General features: G+C 41.9%; 15 protein-coding genes and 1 pseudogene. 12 read left to right on the top strand and 4 right to left on the bottom strand.

Features of this window, described 5'->3' with window-relative positions; translation table 11 throughout:
- The first annotated feature begins 14 nt into the window (after positions 1-14).
- Entirely contained in the window at positions 15-677 is a 663-nt protein-coding gene (locus BKK50_RS06150; protein WP_077416346.1) for an NAD(P)H-dependent oxidoreductase, read from the top strand.
- Between the two features lie 63 nt (positions 678-740).
- Here the strand turns inward: BKK50_RS06150 and BKK50_RS06145 are convergent, their stop codons facing one another.
- From BKK50_RS06145 to BKK50_RS06135, 3 genes are read right to left on the bottom strand one after another with little or no spacing between them, the layout of a single operon-like run.
- Positions 741-1,514 (bottom strand): TIGR01619 family protein, encoded by a 774-nt coding sequence (locus tag BKK50_RS06145; RefSeq protein WP_077416344.1) that lies wholly within the window; start codon positions 1,512-1,514, stop codon positions 741-743.
- Positions 1,515-1,523: 9 nt separating this feature from the next.
- Complete coding sequence (xthA, locus tag BKK50_RS06140; protein ID WP_077416342.1) at positions 1,524-2,327, bottom strand: exodeoxyribonuclease III; 804 nt, start codon at positions 2,325-2,327, stop codon at positions 1,524-1,526.
- Position 2,328: 1 nt separating this feature from the next.
- Positions 2,329-3,039, bottom strand: coding sequence for a TIGR01621 family pseudouridine synthase (locus BKK50_RS06135; RefSeq protein WP_077416372.1), 711 nt, complete (start codon positions 3,037-3,039; stop codon positions 2,329-2,331).
- Between the two features lie 18 nt (positions 3,040-3,057).
- Between BKK50_RS06135 and cls the strand changes: the two genes are divergently transcribed.
- The 7 genes and pseudogenes from cls (at position 3,058) to BKK50_RS06100 (ending at position 12,497) form a co-directional block, all read left to right on the top strand.
- Positions 3,058-4,518: a cardiolipin synthase gene (gene cls / locus BKK50_RS06130; RefSeq protein ID WP_077416340.1), complete on the top strand. Its 1,461-nt coding sequence runs from the start codon at positions 3,058-3,060 to the stop codon at positions 4,516-4,518.
- Positions 4,519-4,592: 74 nt separating this feature from the next.
- Positions 4,593-5,357, top strand: coding sequence for an ABC transporter ATP-binding protein (locus BKK50_RS06125; protein WP_077416338.1), 765 nt, complete (start codon positions 4,593-4,595; stop codon positions 5,355-5,357).
- 193 nt (positions 5,358-5,550) lie between these two features.
- A complete protein-coding gene (locus BKK50_RS06120; RefSeq protein WP_425272389.1) occupies positions 5,551-6,372 on the top strand; it encodes an iron-siderophore ABC transporter substrate-binding protein in 822 nt (273 codons plus the stop codon).
- Positions 6,366-8,336: a Fe(3+)-hydroxamate ABC transporter permease FhuB gene (gene fhuB, locus BKK50_RS06115; protein ID WP_077416334.1), complete on the top strand. Its 1,971-nt coding sequence runs from the start codon at positions 6,366-6,368 to the stop codon at positions 8,334-8,336. Before BKK50_RS06120 ends, fhuB begins: the two co-directional genes overlap by 7 nt.
- Before the next feature lie 48 nt (positions 8,337-8,384).
- Positions 8,385-10,475, top strand: a complete 2,091-nt coding sequence (locus BKK50_RS06110) for a TonB-dependent siderophore receptor (RefSeq protein WP_077416332.1) — start codon at positions 8,385-8,387, stop codon at positions 10,473-10,475.
- Positions 10,476-10,553: 78 nt separating this feature from the next.
- Positions 10,554-11,607: pseudogene (locus BKK50_RS06105) on the top strand (IS3 family transposase).
- 62 nt (positions 11,608-11,669) lie between these two features.
- Complete coding sequence (locus BKK50_RS06100) at positions 11,670-12,497, top strand: DUF5718 family protein (protein WP_077416330.1); 828 nt, start codon at positions 11,670-11,672, stop codon at positions 12,495-12,497.
- 40 nt (positions 12,498-12,537) lie between these two features.
- Here the strand turns inward: BKK50_RS06100 and birA are convergent, their stop codons facing one another.
- Complete coding sequence (gene birA, locus BKK50_RS06095; RefSeq protein ID WP_077416370.1) at positions 12,538-13,443, bottom strand: bifunctional biotin--[acetyl-CoA-carboxylase] ligase/biotin operon repressor BirA; 906 nt, start codon at positions 13,441-13,443, stop codon at positions 12,538-12,540.
- A gap of 133 nt (positions 13,444-13,576) precedes the next feature.
- On the opposite strand from birA, the gene guaB reads away from it, so the two are divergent.
- The 4 genes from guaB (at position 13,577) to guaA (ending at position 18,301) form a co-directional block, all read left to right on the top strand.
- Positions 13,577-15,040 (top strand): IMP dehydrogenase, encoded by a 1,464-nt coding sequence (gene guaB, locus BKK50_RS06090; protein ID WP_077416328.1) that lies wholly within the window; start codon positions 13,577-13,579, stop codon positions 15,038-15,040.
- 72 nt (positions 15,041-15,112) lie between these two features.
- Positions 15,113-16,048, top strand: coding sequence for an NYN domain-containing protein (locus BKK50_RS06085; RefSeq protein WP_077416326.1), 936 nt, complete (start codon positions 15,113-15,115; stop codon positions 16,046-16,048).
- A 10-nt stretch (positions 16,049-16,058) separates the two neighbouring features.
- Complete coding sequence (locus BKK50_RS06080; protein WP_077416368.1) at positions 16,059-16,733, top strand: HAD family hydrolase; 675 nt, start codon at positions 16,059-16,061, stop codon at positions 16,731-16,733.
- Between the two features lie 8 nt (positions 16,734-16,741).
- Positions 16,742-18,301, top strand: a complete 1,560-nt coding sequence (gene guaA / locus BKK50_RS06075) for a glutamine-hydrolyzing GMP synthase (RefSeq protein ID WP_077416324.1) — start codon at positions 16,742-16,744, stop codon at positions 18,299-18,301.
- The last annotated feature ends 347 nt before the right edge of the window (positions 18,302-18,648 follow it).

The following is an 18,648-nucleotide window of genomic DNA, read 5'->3' as shown; positions in this document are numbered from 1 at the left end:
CGAGAGGAAAAATTATGGTAAAACTGACCGCTCAAGAAATTGTTGAATTATTCAATCAACGCAGCTCAACCCGTTATTACGATCCGACTAAAAAAATCAGTGATGAAGATTTTCACACCATTTTAGAACGCGCCCGTCTTTCACCGAGTTCTGTCGGTTCAGAACCTTGGAAAATCCTAGTCATTCAAAATCAAGCCTTACGGGACAAAATCAAGCCCTTTAGCTGGGGAATGATGAATCAGCTGGATAATTGTAGTCACGTGGTGATTCTGCTTGCGAAGAAAAATGCCCGCTACGACAGCCCATTTTTTGTGGATGTGATGGCAAGAAAAGGGCTTAATGAAGAACAGCAGCAACAAGCCTTAGCCAAATACAAAACCCTGCAAGAGAACGATATGAAATTGTTGGAAAGTGACCGCACTTTATTTGATTGGTGTAGCAAACAAACCTATATCGCTCTTGCGAATATGCTGACCGGTGCGGCGGCAATGGGAATTGATTCTTGCCCGATTGAAGGCTTTCATTATGATTTAATGAACCAAACCCTTGCTGAAGAAGGGTTGTTTGACCCGAACGAATACGGTGTTTCCGTTGCCGCAACCTTTGGTTATCGAGCCCGTGATATTGCGAAAAAATCCCGCAAAGCAATGGATGAAATCGTCACTTGGGTGGAATAAAAAAATAGCCCCAAGGGGCTAAAATTATGTCTAGCCTAGGGTAACTTGTTGCCCTAGGTTTCATTAATTCAACTGCCGATTATCCTCCATCAAACTATCACATTCCCAACCGATATAATCGCCCATAAATTGTTGAGCCAGTTTTTCAAACTTTTCCACTTGTTCAAAAATTTCGCCATTATCAAGAGAAAGCTCTTGCTCCAGTTTTACCAGATAGTAGGGCTCATCATCCTCGTTAAATTGAATGGCTTGAGCGGAATATTGTAATGTAACGAAGGAATAATCCCCTAAACTCAATTCATCCATAAAAGGAAACATCTTTTGTTCTTCGTCAAAATGAAAACTATGCTCCACCAAATAAGTATCACTCAGATCTCGACCTTTACTTTGCAATAACCCCAGTAATTCTTCCGTGGCATTCATTTTGATCTCAAGGGGCGAAGCAAGCAGAAAATCAAAGTAAATATCCCAATTCGGATCATCCTGAACCGTCACATCCTCCACAAAATCGATTTGCGATAAAGTTTCAAGCAAGATTTCCGGATGCTCACAATAAAAATGCATTTTCGCCTGTCCGTTACAGATAAAATGCCCGGCAAAAAAAACATTCGGAAGTGCGGTCAATTGTGCCAAAATTTTGAAGATTCGATTAATGAGCTTGTCATACTCCCCTTCTGAGGGAAGCCCGCTCTCATCACTGTCATAATTAATGGTAAATTGCACAATTTTATTGCAATTCTTACCATGAAATTGATCGATGTTTTCAATATTTGCGGTAAACACAGCAGGCATATCATTCACCATAGAACGGTAATTCTGCCAATTTGCCATATCCATTTTTTTGTCCTATTTAAATTCCGCCCAAATCGGTGCGTGATCAGAAGGTTTTTCCATTGCCCGAATATCCAAAGCAATGCCGGCGTCAACACAACGCGCTGCTAAGGCATGGTTTACTAAAATATGGTCAATACGTAAACCACGATTATCATCAAAGCCTTTTGAACGGTAATCAAACCACGAGAATTGATCATTTGCGGTAGGGTTCAATTTACGGAAGCTGTCTTCCAAACCATAATCATATAAACGCTGATACCATTCACGCTCTTCAGGTAAGAAAGAACATTTTCCGGTACGCAACCAACGTTTGCGGTTTTCCTCTCCAATGCCAATATCCAAATCGCTCGGGCTAATATTCATATCGCCCATAATTAAAACGGGGTTGGCTTTATCGTGATCTTGTTCTAAATAACGCTGTAAATCGGCATAGAATTTTTCTTTTGCCGGAAATTTGGTTTCATGGGCACGGCTCTCGCCTTGTGGGAAATAGCCGTTAATCACCGTCAGCAAACCAAAATCCGTTTCCAACTCTGCCATAATAATGCGTTTTTGTGCATCCTCAGCATCTGTCGGAAAACCACGGCGAACGGCTTTTGGTGCTTGTTTGGTTAATAACGCCACACCATAATGGCCTTTTTGCCCATGGTGAAAAACGTGATAGCCCAGATTTTCCGTGATTTCATAAGGAAAAGCCTCATCCGCTACTTTAATTTCCTGAAGACCAATCACATCCGGTTGATATTTTTCAATCACCGCCTCTAATTGATGAGGGCGAGCACGCAACCCATTAATATTAAAAGAGATAAATTTCATTTCAGTTCCTAGTTACAAAAATTGTCGGTATTATACAGGGATTTTCCCTTTTCCGAAAAAAGGGGGAGGCATTTATTTTCATCTTCACACTGTCTTTTTGCCACCAATCCCCCTCTTTTGGCATCACCACCACATCAAATTTCTTCCCGTGAAATTCAAATTCAAGCCTTGCAGCATGGAGATAAGTGCGGTCCATTTTAGGTGTGTTTTTACCATAGAGTTCATCACCTAAAATCGGGCTGCCTAGGCTTTTCATCGCCACACGCAACTGGTGGGTTTTACCGGTTTGAGGTTTAAGGAAAAACAGGCGTAAATTCGGTTCGCAACTGAGGCTTTCAAATCGGGTTATCGCCGGATTTTCTTTACTTTGGCAAAGTTTCCACGCACCATTACGCGCCTTTTTCATATCGCCGATAATCAAACCTTGTTTCTTTTTCGGTTTTTGAAAGCTTAAGGCGAGGTAGGTTTTGTGAATGCGATGTTCAGCAAAAAGTCGTGAAAATTCCGCCGCACTTTCTGCATTTAAGGCAAGAATTAATAAGCCAGAGGTTACTTTATCCAATCGATGCACTAGCCACACTTGTGCGACACCAAGTTGATTCGCCAACTGTGTGGTTAAACCAATAGTTTCCTGATCTTTATGCACGCTCACGCCACAAGGTTTATAAATGATGATAAAATCACGATGTTGATAAAGAAGATCAAATTCCATAAGTGCGGTTAAAATTTTATGAATTTTGAACATATTATACTGGTTTATATCATTCCTGTGTTGGCGTGGCTGACAATTATCTCGGTAACCCTTCGTCTTTTGGTGAAAAAACAATCCTCCTCTGCCACCCTTTCTTGGCTTATGCTCATTTATCTTGTGCCTATTGTCGGCGTGCTTGCCTATTTTATTTTTGGTGAGGTGAAATTGGGAACCAAGCGAGCCAAAGCGTTTCGCACACTACATCCGAAATATCACGACTGGCTCACCCACTTATCTCAACAGTCAGCATTGGTTAGCATACCAAAAAGTCTGCAATATCGACCGCTCTTTGATTTGAATTATCAACGCCTTGGTATTCCTTGTATCAAAGGCAATGAATTGCATATTTTAGATACCCCCGAAAGCATTATTCAGCACATTATCAAGGATATTGAACAGGCGCAGTACTCCATTAATATGGTGTTTTATATTTGGTCGAACAAAGGGCTGGTGGAAAAAGTGAGCCAAGCTCTATTGGATGCCAAACAGCGTGGCGTGGAAATCCGAATTTTATTGGATTCCGTAGGCAGCCGTCCTTTTCTCAAAAGCAAAGCCTGTCGGGATCTACGAAAACAAGGCATCGACATTGTAGAAACGCTGTATGTGAACCTCTTTCGGATGTTTTTTAGTCGGATCGATTTACGCCAACACCGTAAAATTATTGTCATTGATAATCAAATTTCCTACACCGGCAGTATGAATATGGTCGATCCTGCTTTTTTCAAACAAGAAAGCAACGTGGGAAATTGGGTAGATGTGATGGTACGGGTGAACGGGGCGGTGTCTGCCGTGTTAAACTGCCTGCACACTTGGGATTGGGAAATCGAAACCGGCATGGAATTACCTTTATTTTTACCCAATTGTCCCCTTGTTCCCATTGATGATTATGACACTCACTCCGTTCAAGTGATCGCTACCGGACCTGCGTTCCCCGATGATCTTGCGCCACAAAGTTTGGCGTTGGCGATTTATGCGGCAAGAGAAAGCATTGTTATCACCTCCCCTTATTTTGTGCCAAGCCATAGTATTGCCGAAGCATTGCGTATTGCAGCCCTACGAGGGGTGGAAGTTTCCATTATTCTACCGAAGAAAAATGATTCTTTAATGGTGAGCTGGGCAAGCCGTACTTTTTTTGACGATCTGCTTGCCGCAGGAGTAAAAATTTATGAATTTAAAGCCGGTTTACTTCACACCAAAAGCGTGCTGATTGATAACAAACTGGCTCTTGTTGGCACGATGAATATGGATTTACGCAGTTTCTTCTTAAATTTTGAAGTCGCCCTTGCCGTGGAAGATCTTGCCTTTGCCAATGAAGTTTCCATTTTGCATGAAAGCTACATTGCCAATTCAGATCGCCTAGACAGTGAAAAATGGCTTGCCCGTCCCTTTTATCACCGCATTATTGAGCGCTTATTCTTTTTATTTAGCCCATTGTTATAAACAAAACCCTGAAGTTGAAATAAGAATAATTTTCAAATAGAATAACGCCAATTTTGATGTCTTCGAGATAATTTGTGTTTCAACTTCAACAAGTTTCCTATTCTCTTCCCAACAGAACCTTACTCCACCCCATTTCCCTTTCCTTTGATCGAGGTAAGGTTTATGGATTAATCGGGCATAACGGTTCGGGCAAATCAACATTAATCAAACTCATGGCACGCCAACAAAAAATCTCTTCAGGTGAGATTTTGTTGGCTAATCGTTCTGTTCAGACATGGAATTGTCGGGATTTTGCCAAGCAAGTGGCTTATTTACCGCAACATTTGCCACAAGCCACCAATATGACGGCAAAAGAACTCATCGCCATGGGACGTTATGCTTGGAATGGCTTGTTTGGGCGAGAAACCGATGCAGACAAACAAGCGATCACAAGAGCATTACAACTCACTCACACAGAAAAATTTGCCGATCAATGGGTGGATACCCTTTCCGGTGGAGAACGCTCGAGAATTTGGCTTGCTATGTTGATGGCACAAGAGAGCCGTTTTTTATTATTGGATGAACCTTTAGCTGCCTTAGATATCGCTCATCAAGTAGAAGTGATGCAACTGATTCACCGCTTAAGCCGTGAATTAAACCTAGGCGTGGTAATTGTCATTCACGATATCAATCTTGCTGCCCGTTTTTGCGATCATTTAGTGGCATTGCATAGCGGAAAATTACTCGCCCAAGGCAATGCGCACGATATTGTCAATACGCCTTCATTACAACAAATTTACGGCATTGAACTCAATGTCATAAAACACCCCAACACCTATCGTCCCGTGAGTTTTTATTAATATGTTCTCTTCTGTTAAAAACTCACTACAAATGTTAGACGCCATCGCTGACAGGATGATTTATGGCTTCGCTACCCTTAGTTTTGCCAAGGTGCAAAAAACGTTGCTTTTTTTGACCGCACTTTTCTTCGGAATTAAAAGTTTTGGGGCTGAAAACGTTGGGGCTGAAAGCCTTGCCACAGAAAAACAAGCCATTAATGCCACCGTAGCCTATGCCACGGTAGATTGGTCGGTGGCCGAAACCCTCATTGCGCTTGAACATCCCCCTCTTGCCGTAGGTGATGTGAAAAGCTACCAAACTTGGGTGAGAGAACCCAAACTACCTCACAATACGATTGATTTAGGCATTCGTTTACAACCGAATATGGAGCGTATTGCCGCCCTTTCTCATTCCGTTAATCCACAATCATTAAGCTTTATTCACAGCCAATTCTATGCCACGCTCAATGAAAAATTAGCCCCCTATGGAAAAGTCTATAACGTTGATTTTTACAAAGAAGGCAAGGCTTGGGAAAATGTTGTCGCTGCTACTTGGAAAATTGGTGAGATCATCGGCAAACCGCAAGCAGTACAACAATTACTGGCAACATATCAGCAAACCATTCACCACTATCGCCCCTTATTACAGGCATTTACCGATCGCCCCATCGCTTTGGTGCAATTTATCGACACTCGTCATTTACGCATTTATGGTGAAAATAGCTTACTCGGTGAGGCTATCCGCCAACTGGGTTTTAAAAACGCCTACTTACCGGAAGTGAATACTTGGGGATTTCAAAATATTGACATCACCGAACTGGCAAAATTGCCTAAAAATACGCGCTTTGTAGTGATAAAACCTTATCCGAATAATATTGCCACGGCACTCACACACAATACATTATGGCAACGTTTACCCCTTGCCAGAGAACCTTTAATTTTACCAGCCGTTTGGACATTCGGTGCCATTCCCTCTGCCCAACGTTTTATCGGTATTTTTGCCCATGGCTTATTACAGGGAGGCGAACAATGGTAAACCGCCCTTCCTTATTTTTTATCCTTTTAGGCGGATTATTCTGTGCGCTTTCAATCGGCTTATTAACCGTACAACTGCCTGAAAATACAAGTATTTTAAGGCTAATCCACCCCTCCGATAATCTGGATTTACTCTTAGTACAAAGCTATACCCTACCTCGCATTGCGATTGCATTGCTTGCCGGTGGCACATTGGCTTTTGCCAGCCTACTATTACAACAAGTGATGGGGAATCCTCTGGCTTCCGATAGTACCCTTGGAATTAGCAGTGGGGCACAATTTAGCTTATTTACCGTAGCTATTTTTGCCCCTCAATTTTTGCAATACAGTACCGGTTTAATTGCACTCGTGGGGGCAATATTCAGTCTATTATTCGTCCTTGTACTGGCAATGCATAAAACCCTATCGCCTTTATTACTGATTCTTGCCGGTCTTGTGGTTAATCTTTATTTTGGCGCTTGCACCGCAATGATGATGTTATTTTACCCGGAGGAAGCCCGGGGGTTGGCACAATGGGGAGCGGGTTCTCTTGTGCAAGAAAGCTGGCATGACAGCCAACAGCTTGCATTACAAAGTGCGGTCTGTTTTTCTCTGATTTTTTTATTACGCCGTCCACTTAGTATTCTCTCTCTCAATGACAGCAATGCCAAAAGTTTGGGTGTCCCTGTGGGCAAACTTCGTTTTATCGGCATTATCATCAGTGCCTATTTAATTGCCTCGGTAGTCAGTGCAGTGGGAATGATTGGATTTATTGGCTTGAGCGCCGCAACCTTGGTTCGCCAGTTGGGTATTCGCACCTTCACTTGGCAACTGAGCGCATCAATTGTACTTGGCGCATTATTACTGGCAATCACCGATTTAATTTTACAACTGGTGAATGTTTATTATCAGATAAGTTTACCGACAGGCGCAGCCACAGCGTTGCTTGGCACACCGCTACTCCTTTGGTTGATGTTTCGCACCTTACCTCATAGCGGGCGTTTAACAACGACACATTTCCAAAAAATCCGTCAATATCGACCGCACTTTACTTGGCTGATTATCGCTTTTTTTGTAGTGAGTGTGATTTTAGGTCTTGGCTTGGGAAAAAATGCGCAAAATAGTTGGCAGATGCTCATTCCTGAACACACCTTTCAGTTAGACATTCTCGCCCTACGTTATCCCCGTATGTTGATTGCTATTTGTGCCGGTATTCTGCTTTCTGTCGCCGGTGTATTATTACAACGTTTAACCTTAAACCCGATGGCAAGCCCCGAATTATTAGGCGTTTCCTCCGGTGCCGGCATGGGAATTTTGGTGTTGCTTTTTGTCTTCTCCGCACAAGATACGCTTTGGTTTTGGCTTGCCGGCATAAGTGGCGCACTCCTTGCCTTGTTCATCCTTGCCAGCATCAACCAACGTAGCGGAATGTTACCGGAAAAAGTCTTACTCACCGGGATCAGCCTCTCCGCCCTGTTTGATACGCTCCAACGCATTGTCATTGCCAGTGGCGATCCCCGGGCAAACCAACTCATCAGCTGGACATCAGGCTCAACCCAAAGCCTCGCTCCCACCCTTGCCATTCCTTTTACCCTATTGGCATTGATTTTATTGGTGGTGAGCTTGCTATTTAGCCGCTGGTTAGATTTACTCCGCTTACAATCCCCTATGGCACAAGCCCTCGGATTGAATATTTTACAAACACGTTGGATTTTAATTATTTTTAGTGCGATTTTAACCGCACTTGCCACCTTAATGGTTGGGCCATTAAGTTTTATTGGCTTGCTCGTGCCTCATCTCACCCATTTTTTAGGGGTCTATAAAGCTCGGCAACAATTACTGATTTCCGCATTACTTGGCAGCACGATTATGCTCATCGCCGATTGGATTGGGCGACAAATCCTGTTCCCTTACGAAATCCCTGCTGGTTTGGTCGCTACTTTAGTGGGCGGCAGTTATTTTTTACTGATGATGCGAAAAGTCTAACCTTATTTATTAACCTCAACTTTCATAGATCAAAAATAGGACGAAAAAATGAAGAAAACCTTTGTATATAGCGCACTAACCAGTGCCGTTATTTTAGCGATGAATTCCGCTTATGCGAATGAACAAAAAGTGGAAGAGTTGGATGAAATTACCGTCACCGGCGGCTCAATGTTTCGTATGGGGGAAGTGCCTGTTTATCAAGCTAAATCTGCCGTGGCAATCACTCGTGAAGATTTGGATAAACAAGATGTACTGAAAGCGGATGAAATAGGCCGTTATCAAGCCGGATTTACCAATCAAATCTACGGTTCCGATACTAATACTAACTGGTTCCGAGTTCGTGGTGCGGAAGTAACACAAGCTATTAATGGTTTACCAACATTTTCTTACGGCTTCTTTACACCGCAAGTAGAGACCTTTGGTTTAGAAGCGATTGAAATCACAAAAGGCGCTGATTCGATGACCTTTGGTGCAGCACAAGCGGGTGGTTTAATTAACTACGTCACCAAACGCCCACACAAAGAACAAGTGGGTAAAGGAGAAGTAAAATTAACGGCCGGTAATAAAAATCAATATGGTATTGGAGTAGATTATACTGCCGGGTTAAATGCCGATGATTCCGTGCGTCTTCGTAGTGTATTAAGCTACGGCACACGCGATGGTGATTGGGATAAAACCAAAAATGAAACCTTCTATATCGCACCAACCTTAGAATGGGACATTTCTGATAGAACACATTTAACCATTTTAGCCAGTTATCAACGAGATCACGGCATTCCAAGTTCAAACTTTTATCCACAGGAAGGAACGCTCCGCTCGTTACCTAACGGTAGCTATTACAGCCGTAATGTCAACTTTGGCGATCCATTAAATGACAAAGAAACGAATCGTCAATATCGTATTGGTTATGAATTCAATCATGATTTTGCTAATGGTCTAAAAGGTTATTCAAGTTATAGCTATTCACACATTCAAAACAACCACCGTGGCGGATATATTTTTCCTTCTGCATACACGACAACATATGCCCCTGTTGCACCAAGCGCTAATAACTATATGGTCAGTGGTAATACTGTCTACAACAACGGAAAAATGATCACCCATACACTGGATAATCACCTTAACTGGGAATATGAAAATACATGGTTAAAAAACACCCTAAGTATTGGTATGGATTATCGCCACGCAAAAGTAGATGCTTTATATAGCCAATACGCTTTAGCCTACTCCGCTAATTTAGCCAATTATCATCAAAATTGGGGACAATCCGCTACTCCGATTGGTACACCAACTCACATTAAAACTCGCCAATTAGGTTTATATTTGCAAAATCAAGCTCGTATTGCTGAAAAATATGTTTTAGGTTTTGGCATTCGTCACGATAAAGCAAAACAAAATGAATACACTTCATCCCAAACGGTGAAAAACAACCATACTTCATACTCTGGTTCTTTAATGTATGAAGCGCCGTATGGAATTAACCCTTATTTTAGTTATAGCGAATCTTTTAACATTCCGGTCGGTCTTTCCGGTAATGAGCGTCTTTATGATCCGCAAATCACCCGACAATATGAATTAGGTGTGAAATATCTACCAACTTGGTTGGACGGTGTGATTACCATTGCCGGTTTCCGTGCGAAAGATAATGGCGCATTAAAAATGAACGGTGTTGGCACAACAACCCAAGATGACAACGTATATCGCAAAGGGTTTGAGCTACAAGCTGATGTAAATATCACGCCAAACTGGAATCTTACTCTTGCTTATACCTATACGAAATCCGAAACCAAAGATAAAGCCACCGGCGAAAAAGTTCGTAGACCATCTATTCCAACGAATGTCTTTGCATTAAGAACGGACTACACCTTTAACGAGGGAGCACTTAACGGCTTAACATTAGGAGCCGGTTTACGTTATAACGACCATAGCGTCACCTCAAAAGGCTCGCTTTACTCGCATACTCAAGTTCCGTCTTACACGGTTGTTGATCTCATAGCCCGTTATGCAATTACGCCAAACTGGATTGCCCAAGTGAATATCGATAACGTTGGTAATCGCCGTTATATCGCCTCTTGTGACTACTATTGCTACTACGGACAAGAACGTAAAATGAACGCAAGTTTAACTTACAAGTTCTAAAGCAAAAATGCGCGTTTTCCCTGATCTGCTCCCCAAAAGTTGGACTAATCGTCCAACTCACTAAGGTGCAGATTTTTTATGACTAAATATAACCCACTTTTCAAACAGCAAGTGCTCGAATTTTATCTCCAACACAATAAAAATCGATCACTGACACGCAAACAATTTCATCTCAAAGAGCGTATGTTAAGATTTTGGATCACCCTATTTAATCACTGTGGAATCAATGGCTTAACGATACTAAACCACAAACAAATCTATTCTCCTGAATTTGAATTAACCGTCATACAAGCCGTTAAAAATAGGCATTATTCTATAGGAAATGCCTCCACCGCCCAAAACAGAAGAACGTTTGCGTTACCGAATTTTAGAGCTTGAAGCGGAGAATGCCATCTTAAAAAAGTGGCGGGAACTCAACCAACAAAAAATGAAGAAAGGCAGAAATTGTATAAGACTTGCGCATTCACTTTCCACTTGAGTTGTTACTCCGTTGAATTGGGTTGGCACGAAGTGTTTTTAAAACCTCAAGCAGAGAAAAAAACCTTTATTCTGCAAGAAATAGAAAGGATTTATCATAAAAAATAATGCTTGCTATGGCTATCCTCGAATGACATTAGCATTAAGAAAAACGATGAGCATCAATCACAGCGTAATTTTGTTGCTCCAGCACCTAATGAGAGATGGGGAACAGATGTCAGTGAGTTTAAATGCGCTGAAGGCAAACTTTATTTATCACCAATTAAAGACCTGTTTAATGGCGAAATTATCGCTTATGACTTGGCACCAAGCCCAAATTTTGGGCTGATTACCGGAATGATGTAGCAGGCGATTTTAAAATTGGACGGTCCCCCCCATTCTTCATTCAGACCAAGGGTGGCAATATCAAATGCAGGGGGAGCAACGTTTGTTGAAGGAAAATGGGATTTCGAGAAAGGGAAATTGCCTTGATAATAGTGCGATGGAGAGCTTTTTTGCCGATTAAAAACGGAATGTTATTACGGCAAGCGATTTGAAACGTTTGAGCAACTTGAAAAAGCGATTGTGAATATATTCATTACTATAATCATGAACGGATTCAAGTTAAACTAAAAGGACTAGCCCTGTGGAATGCAGAACTCATTCCTTGAATTAAATGAGTCTAACTTTTTGAGGGCAGATCAGTTTTCAGATAATTTTAAATAAGAGGAAAACACAATGAACAACATCTTTATCGGCCTAGGCGTAGCGGGCAATTTTGCGGGGCATTTGGAACAAGCGGGTGAGGCGGCGGATTTTTTGCAGGTGAAAACTGCAGAGGCAGAGCAGCCCAAAGCCATTTTTCCCTTTTATGTTCCGAGTGAGAATTTGGGCGAATATCAATTTCTGTCCACCTACCCCCTTTCCCATTCTGAAATTCGTTTTCCGAATGATGCCGATAATTTACAAATTGAACCTGAAATTGCGTTAATTTGTGATATTCACTATTCTCACGGAAAAGTGACCGCTCTTTTACCAACCCATTTCGCTGCCTATAACGACTGTTCCATTCGCCGCCCAAATGCTCGCAAAATTTGTGAGAAAAAGAATTGGGGGGAAAAATCTAAAGGCATTTCGGCAAATTGGTTGCCATTAGATCACTTCAACAACGGAGGGGTTTTAGACGATTTCCATATCGCCTGTTTCCACAAACGCCATGGCGTGATGAATGAGTACGGCATTGATAGCCCTGCGGTGGGGTATAGCTATTTTCATCAAAAATTATTGGATTGGATTATCGAGCGGATGAATAATCAGCCAGATGAAGGCCCGATGAATAATATTGCCGCTTTGCTTGAAGCTACAAATTATCCCAAACAAGCCATCATTAGCATTGGTGCAACTCGTTACACTGATTTTGGCGAGCACAACTTCTTGCAAATGGGTGATACCAGTATTGTGGCGGTGTATAACGCCAAGCGTTACACCCACAGTCAAATCGCTGAAATGGCAGAAAAAGAGCAGTTCGAGCGTGATATTTCTGCATTGGTGCAAAAAGTGATCTAGTATGAAGTGCGGTTAAAAACAGGGGAGATTTTGACCGCACTTATTTTTTACGAAGAGAAACCTCTCCCCCGTTAAAAGTACGTAACTCATTTCCACATTGCACTTGCAAATAACCTCTCTCATCAATGCCTTGCTCAATACCCGAGACGCTCCCCTGCTCGGTGATCACATTCACTACTTGATGTGAAAAGGCATTGTATTTTTGCCACATCCGTTGAAATTCTTCATCAATTCCGCTGTTTTCAAAACGTTCCAAACGTGTATAAAGATGTTGGATTAATTTGGGGAGTAAAATTTGACGATCTGCATTGGGAGCGATTTCACACAATTGCGCATAGGGCTGATTAATGCCTGTTTTTTCTGGTAAGGACACATTAATTCCCACGCCTATCACGAGGTTTAACCGACCGTTTTTTACATTCGCCATCTCAACTAAAATCCCGCCCAGCTTTCGCCCATTAAATAAAATATCATTCGGCCATTTCACCTGCACGCCAAAGGTTTCCGCAATCGCCAATCCTACCACCAAACTCAGTCCTTCAATAGATTTTCTTGGATCAAACGTCCAATAAAAGCTCAATATCATTTGTCCGGCAAAAGGTGACAACCACTGACGCCCCCGCCGCCCTCGCCCAGCGGTTTGATATTCCGCAAGGCAAAGATCGCCTTTTTGAAGATGCTCAATATTCTGCAAAATCCACTCATTTGTGGAAGTGATGATTGGGTAATAATGCACTCGATAAGGTGAAAGTGCGGTTGATATTTGGTGAGGATTGAGTAAAGGCAATTGCGGTATGAGTTGATAATATGCGGTATTTTCTTCAATATTTAGCCCCAATTCTCGCAATTGCTGTACATCAAAAGCGATATTTTGTGAAAATGCTGCCAATTCTGACCGCACTTTAGGCATACCATCAGACAAACAGATTAACAATGCCAAATTCATACTTTCCCCATCACGAAAACCTTTGCTGATCATAGCATAAAACCTAAAAATTTCATTTTCAAAGTGGTGCAAAATCTGTATAATCCCGCCGCAATATTTTTTAACATTCATTTTTAACGACGGAAATATTGCTATGCTTAGAATTAAAAAAGAAGCCCTCACTTTCGATGATGTTCTTCTTGTCCCGGCACATTCTACCGTGCTTCCAAATACTGCAAATCTTTCAACCCAACTTACCAAAACCATTCGTCTGAATATCCCTATGCTCTCTGCGGCGATGGATACGGTTACCGAAACCAAATTGGCGATTTCTCTTGCACAAGAAGGTGGCATTGGTTTTATTCACAAAAATATGTCTATTGAACGCCAAGCGGATCGTGTACGTAAAGTGAAAAAATTCGAGAGCGGTATCGTTTCCGAACCGGTCACTGTTTCACCAACCCTTTCCCTTGCGGAGCTGGCTGAACTCACCAAGAAAAACGGTTTTGCGGGTTATCCGGTGGTTGATGCAGAGAAAAATTTAGTCGGTATCATTACAGGTCGTGATACCCGTTTTATTTCCGATTTAAGCAAAACGGTCGCGGATTTTATGACGCCAAAAGATCGCCTCGTCACCGTGAAAGAAGGCGCAACCCGTGATGAAATTTTCCGTTTAATGCACGAAAATCGTGTGGAAAAAGTATTGGTGGTTAATGACGATTTCAAATTAAAAGGGATGATTACCCTAAAAGACTACCAAAAAGCCGAAAGCAAGCCGAATGCCTGTAAAGATGAATTTGGGCGTTTGCGTGTAGGGGCGGCGGTAGGTGCAGGACCGGGTAATGAAGAGCGTATTGATGCCTTAGTCAAAGCGGGGGTGGATGTGTTGTTAATCGACTCTTCACACGGTCATTCCGAAGGGGTGTTACAACGTGTGCGTGAAACCCGTGCCAAATACCCTGATCTCCCTATCATCGCCGGTAATATTGCGACTGCTGAAGGAGCAATTGCCTTGGCTGATGCCGGGGCTAGTGCGGTAAAAGTGGGAATTGGACCGGGTTCAATTTGTACCACTCGAATCGTCACCGGTGTGGGCGTGCCACAAATCACAGCGATTGCTGATGCGGCAGAAGCCTTAAAAGATCGTGGCATTCCGGTTATTGCTGACGGCGGTATCCGTTTCTCCGGTGATATTGCCAAAGCCCTCGCTGCCGGTGCGAGCTGTGTGATGGTGGGATCAATGTTTGCCGGTACAGAAGAAGCACCGGGCGAAATCGAACTTTACCAAGGTCGTGCCTTTAAATCCTATCGTGGTATGGGTTCATTAGGTGCGATGGCGAAAGGTTCAAGCGACCGCTATTTCCAATCAGACAACGCCGCAGATAAACTCGTACCGGAAGGCATTGAAGGGCGAATTCCATACAAAGGCTACTTAAAAGAAATCATCCATCAACAAATGGGCGGTTTACGTTCTTGTATGGGCTTAACCGGCTGTGCCACTATTGATGAACTGCGCACCAAAGCAGAATTTGTGCGTATCAGCGGGGCGGGCATTAAAGAAAGCCATGTTCACGATGTGACGATTACCAAAGAAGCGCCGAATTATCGGATGGGGTAGCGGTTGATAGAAGAGAGGTTAAAAAGTTAGCCACTCTTTTTATGTTATGAATGCATACAAAAAAGGAAATATATGCAAAAAAATAAAATTGCACTACTCATTGATGCGGAAAATGCCAACAGCTCAGCAATCGAACAAATCTTAGCTGAAGTTGGAAAATCTGGCACGATCACAGTAAAACGAATTTATGCTGATTGGACGGAAGAACGGAACAAAAGATGGAAAGAACAATTAAATATATATGCCATTAGCCCTATTCAAAAATTTGCCTATACTAAAGGAAAAAGCTCTAGCGATACTGCATTAATTATTGATGCAATGGATCTCCTTCATTTTAAGACTGTCGATGCATTTTGCATTGTATCAAGTGATAGCGATTATACGAGACTTGCACATAGAATCCGTGAAGAAGGTTTAGATATTATTGGAGTAGGTAAAAGCCATACCCCAGAAGCATTCAAAAAGGCTTGTACTCAGTTTATTAGAGAGGAAAATCTCATTAAAACCGCAAAATCCTTGGATGATCAAAAAAATACAAAATTTATTGATTACTCATTGATAAAAAGTGCTTTTGAAATGGTTGAAGATACAGATAATGGTATGGCTCTGCTATCTAAGTTCTCTGAGGCGCTAAGAAAAATTGATTCCGAATTCGATCATCGCTCTTACGGCTATACAACCTTTAGAACATTTTGCAAAAACTTGGATGGCTATGAACTTTATCTACATCCAGATAAAACAACAATCTCGTTGAAACAACAAGACAGTGAAAAAAATGATGATATAGAATCTAATATTAATTATGACGAAATAAAAAAAGCATTTGAGAAAGTTGAAAAAAATGGGACTGCTCTATTATCAACATTTGCTGAATCATTAAATAGAATTGGGTTTCAATATAAATCTCATGGCTATAAACGTTTTTTTGACTTCTGTAATGATCTAGAAGGATACGAGATTATTTCTCATGACGATGACCAAACATTTTCTATTAAACCCCAAAATTAACGGATTTGATATGCTCCAAGCAATTATCTTCGATATGGACGGTGTGATTGTCGATACGGAATTTTTAGAATACGATTTGCAAGCACAATTTATCGAATCTATCAAAGAACACGACCATACTTTAACGCCCCTTGAGCGTTCTGAAGTGGTGGGAAAAGGGCTGTCGGAAATTCCTGAAATCGTGAAAAAATTAAGTGGTTCCTCCTTGCCTTTGGAAGAAATCAAACAACGTTATTTCGATTTTTTCAATCAACTCTTTGCGACCGTGGATTACCCTTCCATTTTTCGTACGGATATTCAACGTATCATTAATTTTGCTAAACAAAACCATATCAAATTGGCGGTTGCCTCCTCTTCCCGCCTTGAACATATCCAAAATATTTTGACAAAATGTGGTATTATTCAACACTTTGATTTTATCGTCAGTGGCGAGCAATTTGAACGGAGCAAACCTGACCCGACTATTTATCGTTACACCCTCGAAAAATTGGGCGTTCAAGCCCAAAATGCGGTGGCGATTGAGGATTCATTTTTCGGCATTCAAGCGGCAAAATCTGCGGGTATTCCTGTGATTGCCTACGAAGAAAAGCGAATGCATATTGACCAATCCCAAGCCGATTATTGCGGTAAGGATATGAACGAAATTTTAACCATTATTCAAAAATTACATCATTCATCTTATTAAGGTAAAAAATGACAAACATTCACCACCACAAAATTCTCATCCTCGACTTCGGTTCACAATATACCCAACTCATTGCCCGCCGTGTGCGTGAAATTGGGGTTTATTGTGAGCTTTGGGCATGGGATGTCACGGAAGAACAAATCCGTGAGTTTAATCCAACCGGGATTATTCTTTCTGGCGGTCCTGAAAGCACCACGGAAGAAAACAGTCCTCGTGCGCCGGAATATGTTTTTAATTCCGGTGTCCCAGTGTTGGGTATTTGCTACGGTATGCAAACTATGGCAATGCAATTAGGCGGTTTAACGGAAACTTCCGATCACCGTGAATTCGGTTATGCCTCCGTTTCATTGGAAAATTCGACCGCACTTTTTGCGAACCTCAACGATGGCGATAACAAATTAGATGTTTGGATGAGCCACGGCGATAAAGTAACCCGTTTACCCAATCACTTTTCTGTGACAGGCACAACACCAACTTGCCCTATTGCTGCCATGTCTGATGAAAATCGTCACTTCTATGGTGTTCAATTCCACCCGGAAGTCACCCACACGAAAAGCGGTTTGGAATTGTTGAAAAACTTTGTCGTGAACATCTGTGGTTGTGAAACCAAATGGACAGCAGAAAATATCATCGAAGATGCAGTAGCCCGCATTAAAGCACAAGTGGGTGATGATGAAGTGATTCTAGGGTTATCCGGTGGCGTGGATTCATCGGTTGTTGCTTTATTATTACACCGTGCCATTGGCAAAAATTTACACTGTGTATTTGTGGATAACGGCTTGTTACGTTTAAACGAAGGCGATCAAGTAATGGAAATGTTCGGCAATAAATTTGGTTTAAATATCACCCGAGTGAATGCTGAAGATCGTTTCCTTAGTGAATTAGCCGGTGTGGATGAACCGGAAGCGAAGCGCAAAATTATCGGTAAAGTCTTTGTGGATGTGTTCGATGACGAATCGAAAAAATTACCAAATGTAAAATGGCTCGCACAAGGTACTATCTATCCTGATGTGATTGAATCTGCTGCCAGCAAAACAGGTAAGGCACATGTAATCAAATCACACCATAATGTGGGTGGATTGCCGGATTATATGAAACTTGGCTTGGTCGAGCCATTGCGTGAATTGTTTAAAGATGAAGTGCGTAAAATCGGTTTAGCGCTTGGTTTACCCGCTGAAATGCTTAACCGCCATCCATTCCCGGGACCAGGGTTAGGGGTGCGTGTATTAGGTGAGGTGAAAAAGGAATACTGCGATCTCCTCCGCCGTGCTGATGCGATCTTTATCGAAGAATTACATAAAGCAGATTGGTATTACAAAGTCAGCCAAGCCTTCACCGTGTTCCTCCCGGTTAAGTCCGTAGGGGTAATGGGGGATGGTCGCAAATACGATTGGGTTGTTTCTCTCCGTGCGGTTGAAACCATCGACTTTATGACCGCCCATTGGGCACATTTACCATATGAGTTATTAGGTAAAATCTCCAATCGTATCATCAATGAAGTAAATGGTATTTCCCGCGTCGTCTATGATGTAAGTGGAAAACCACCCGCAACGATTGAATGGGAATAAAAACCCCGCTTTTCATCGCTTTACATATCATTTCAAAAATAGCTCAAAGCCCTATAATTTAAGGGCTTTTCTATTTCATACCATTTCATATTGTTTCATAGTAGTTTATTTTTTGTCGGAGTCTTCGACAGTACAGTATTGCTCATATCACCCAAAAATCCGAAAATACCGTCAAATCAAAGACGATAGAAATGGCAAAAAATGCTAACAGATACAAAACTCAAATTCCTTAACCCCAAAAACAAAGTTTATAAAGTTTTTGATTATGGTGGACTACATCTATCAGAGCCTATTGCAGGTACAGTAACATTTCGCTGCAACGACTGAATTTGTGTGGATTCCAACCT

Source organism: Rodentibacter rarus (genome assembly GCF_001998965.1).
GTDB classification, from domain to species: domain Bacteria; phylum Pseudomonadota; class Gammaproteobacteria; order Enterobacterales; family Pasteurellaceae; genus Rodentibacter; species Rodentibacter rarus.
This window is presented reverse-complemented; position numbering and strand designations above follow the sequence as displayed.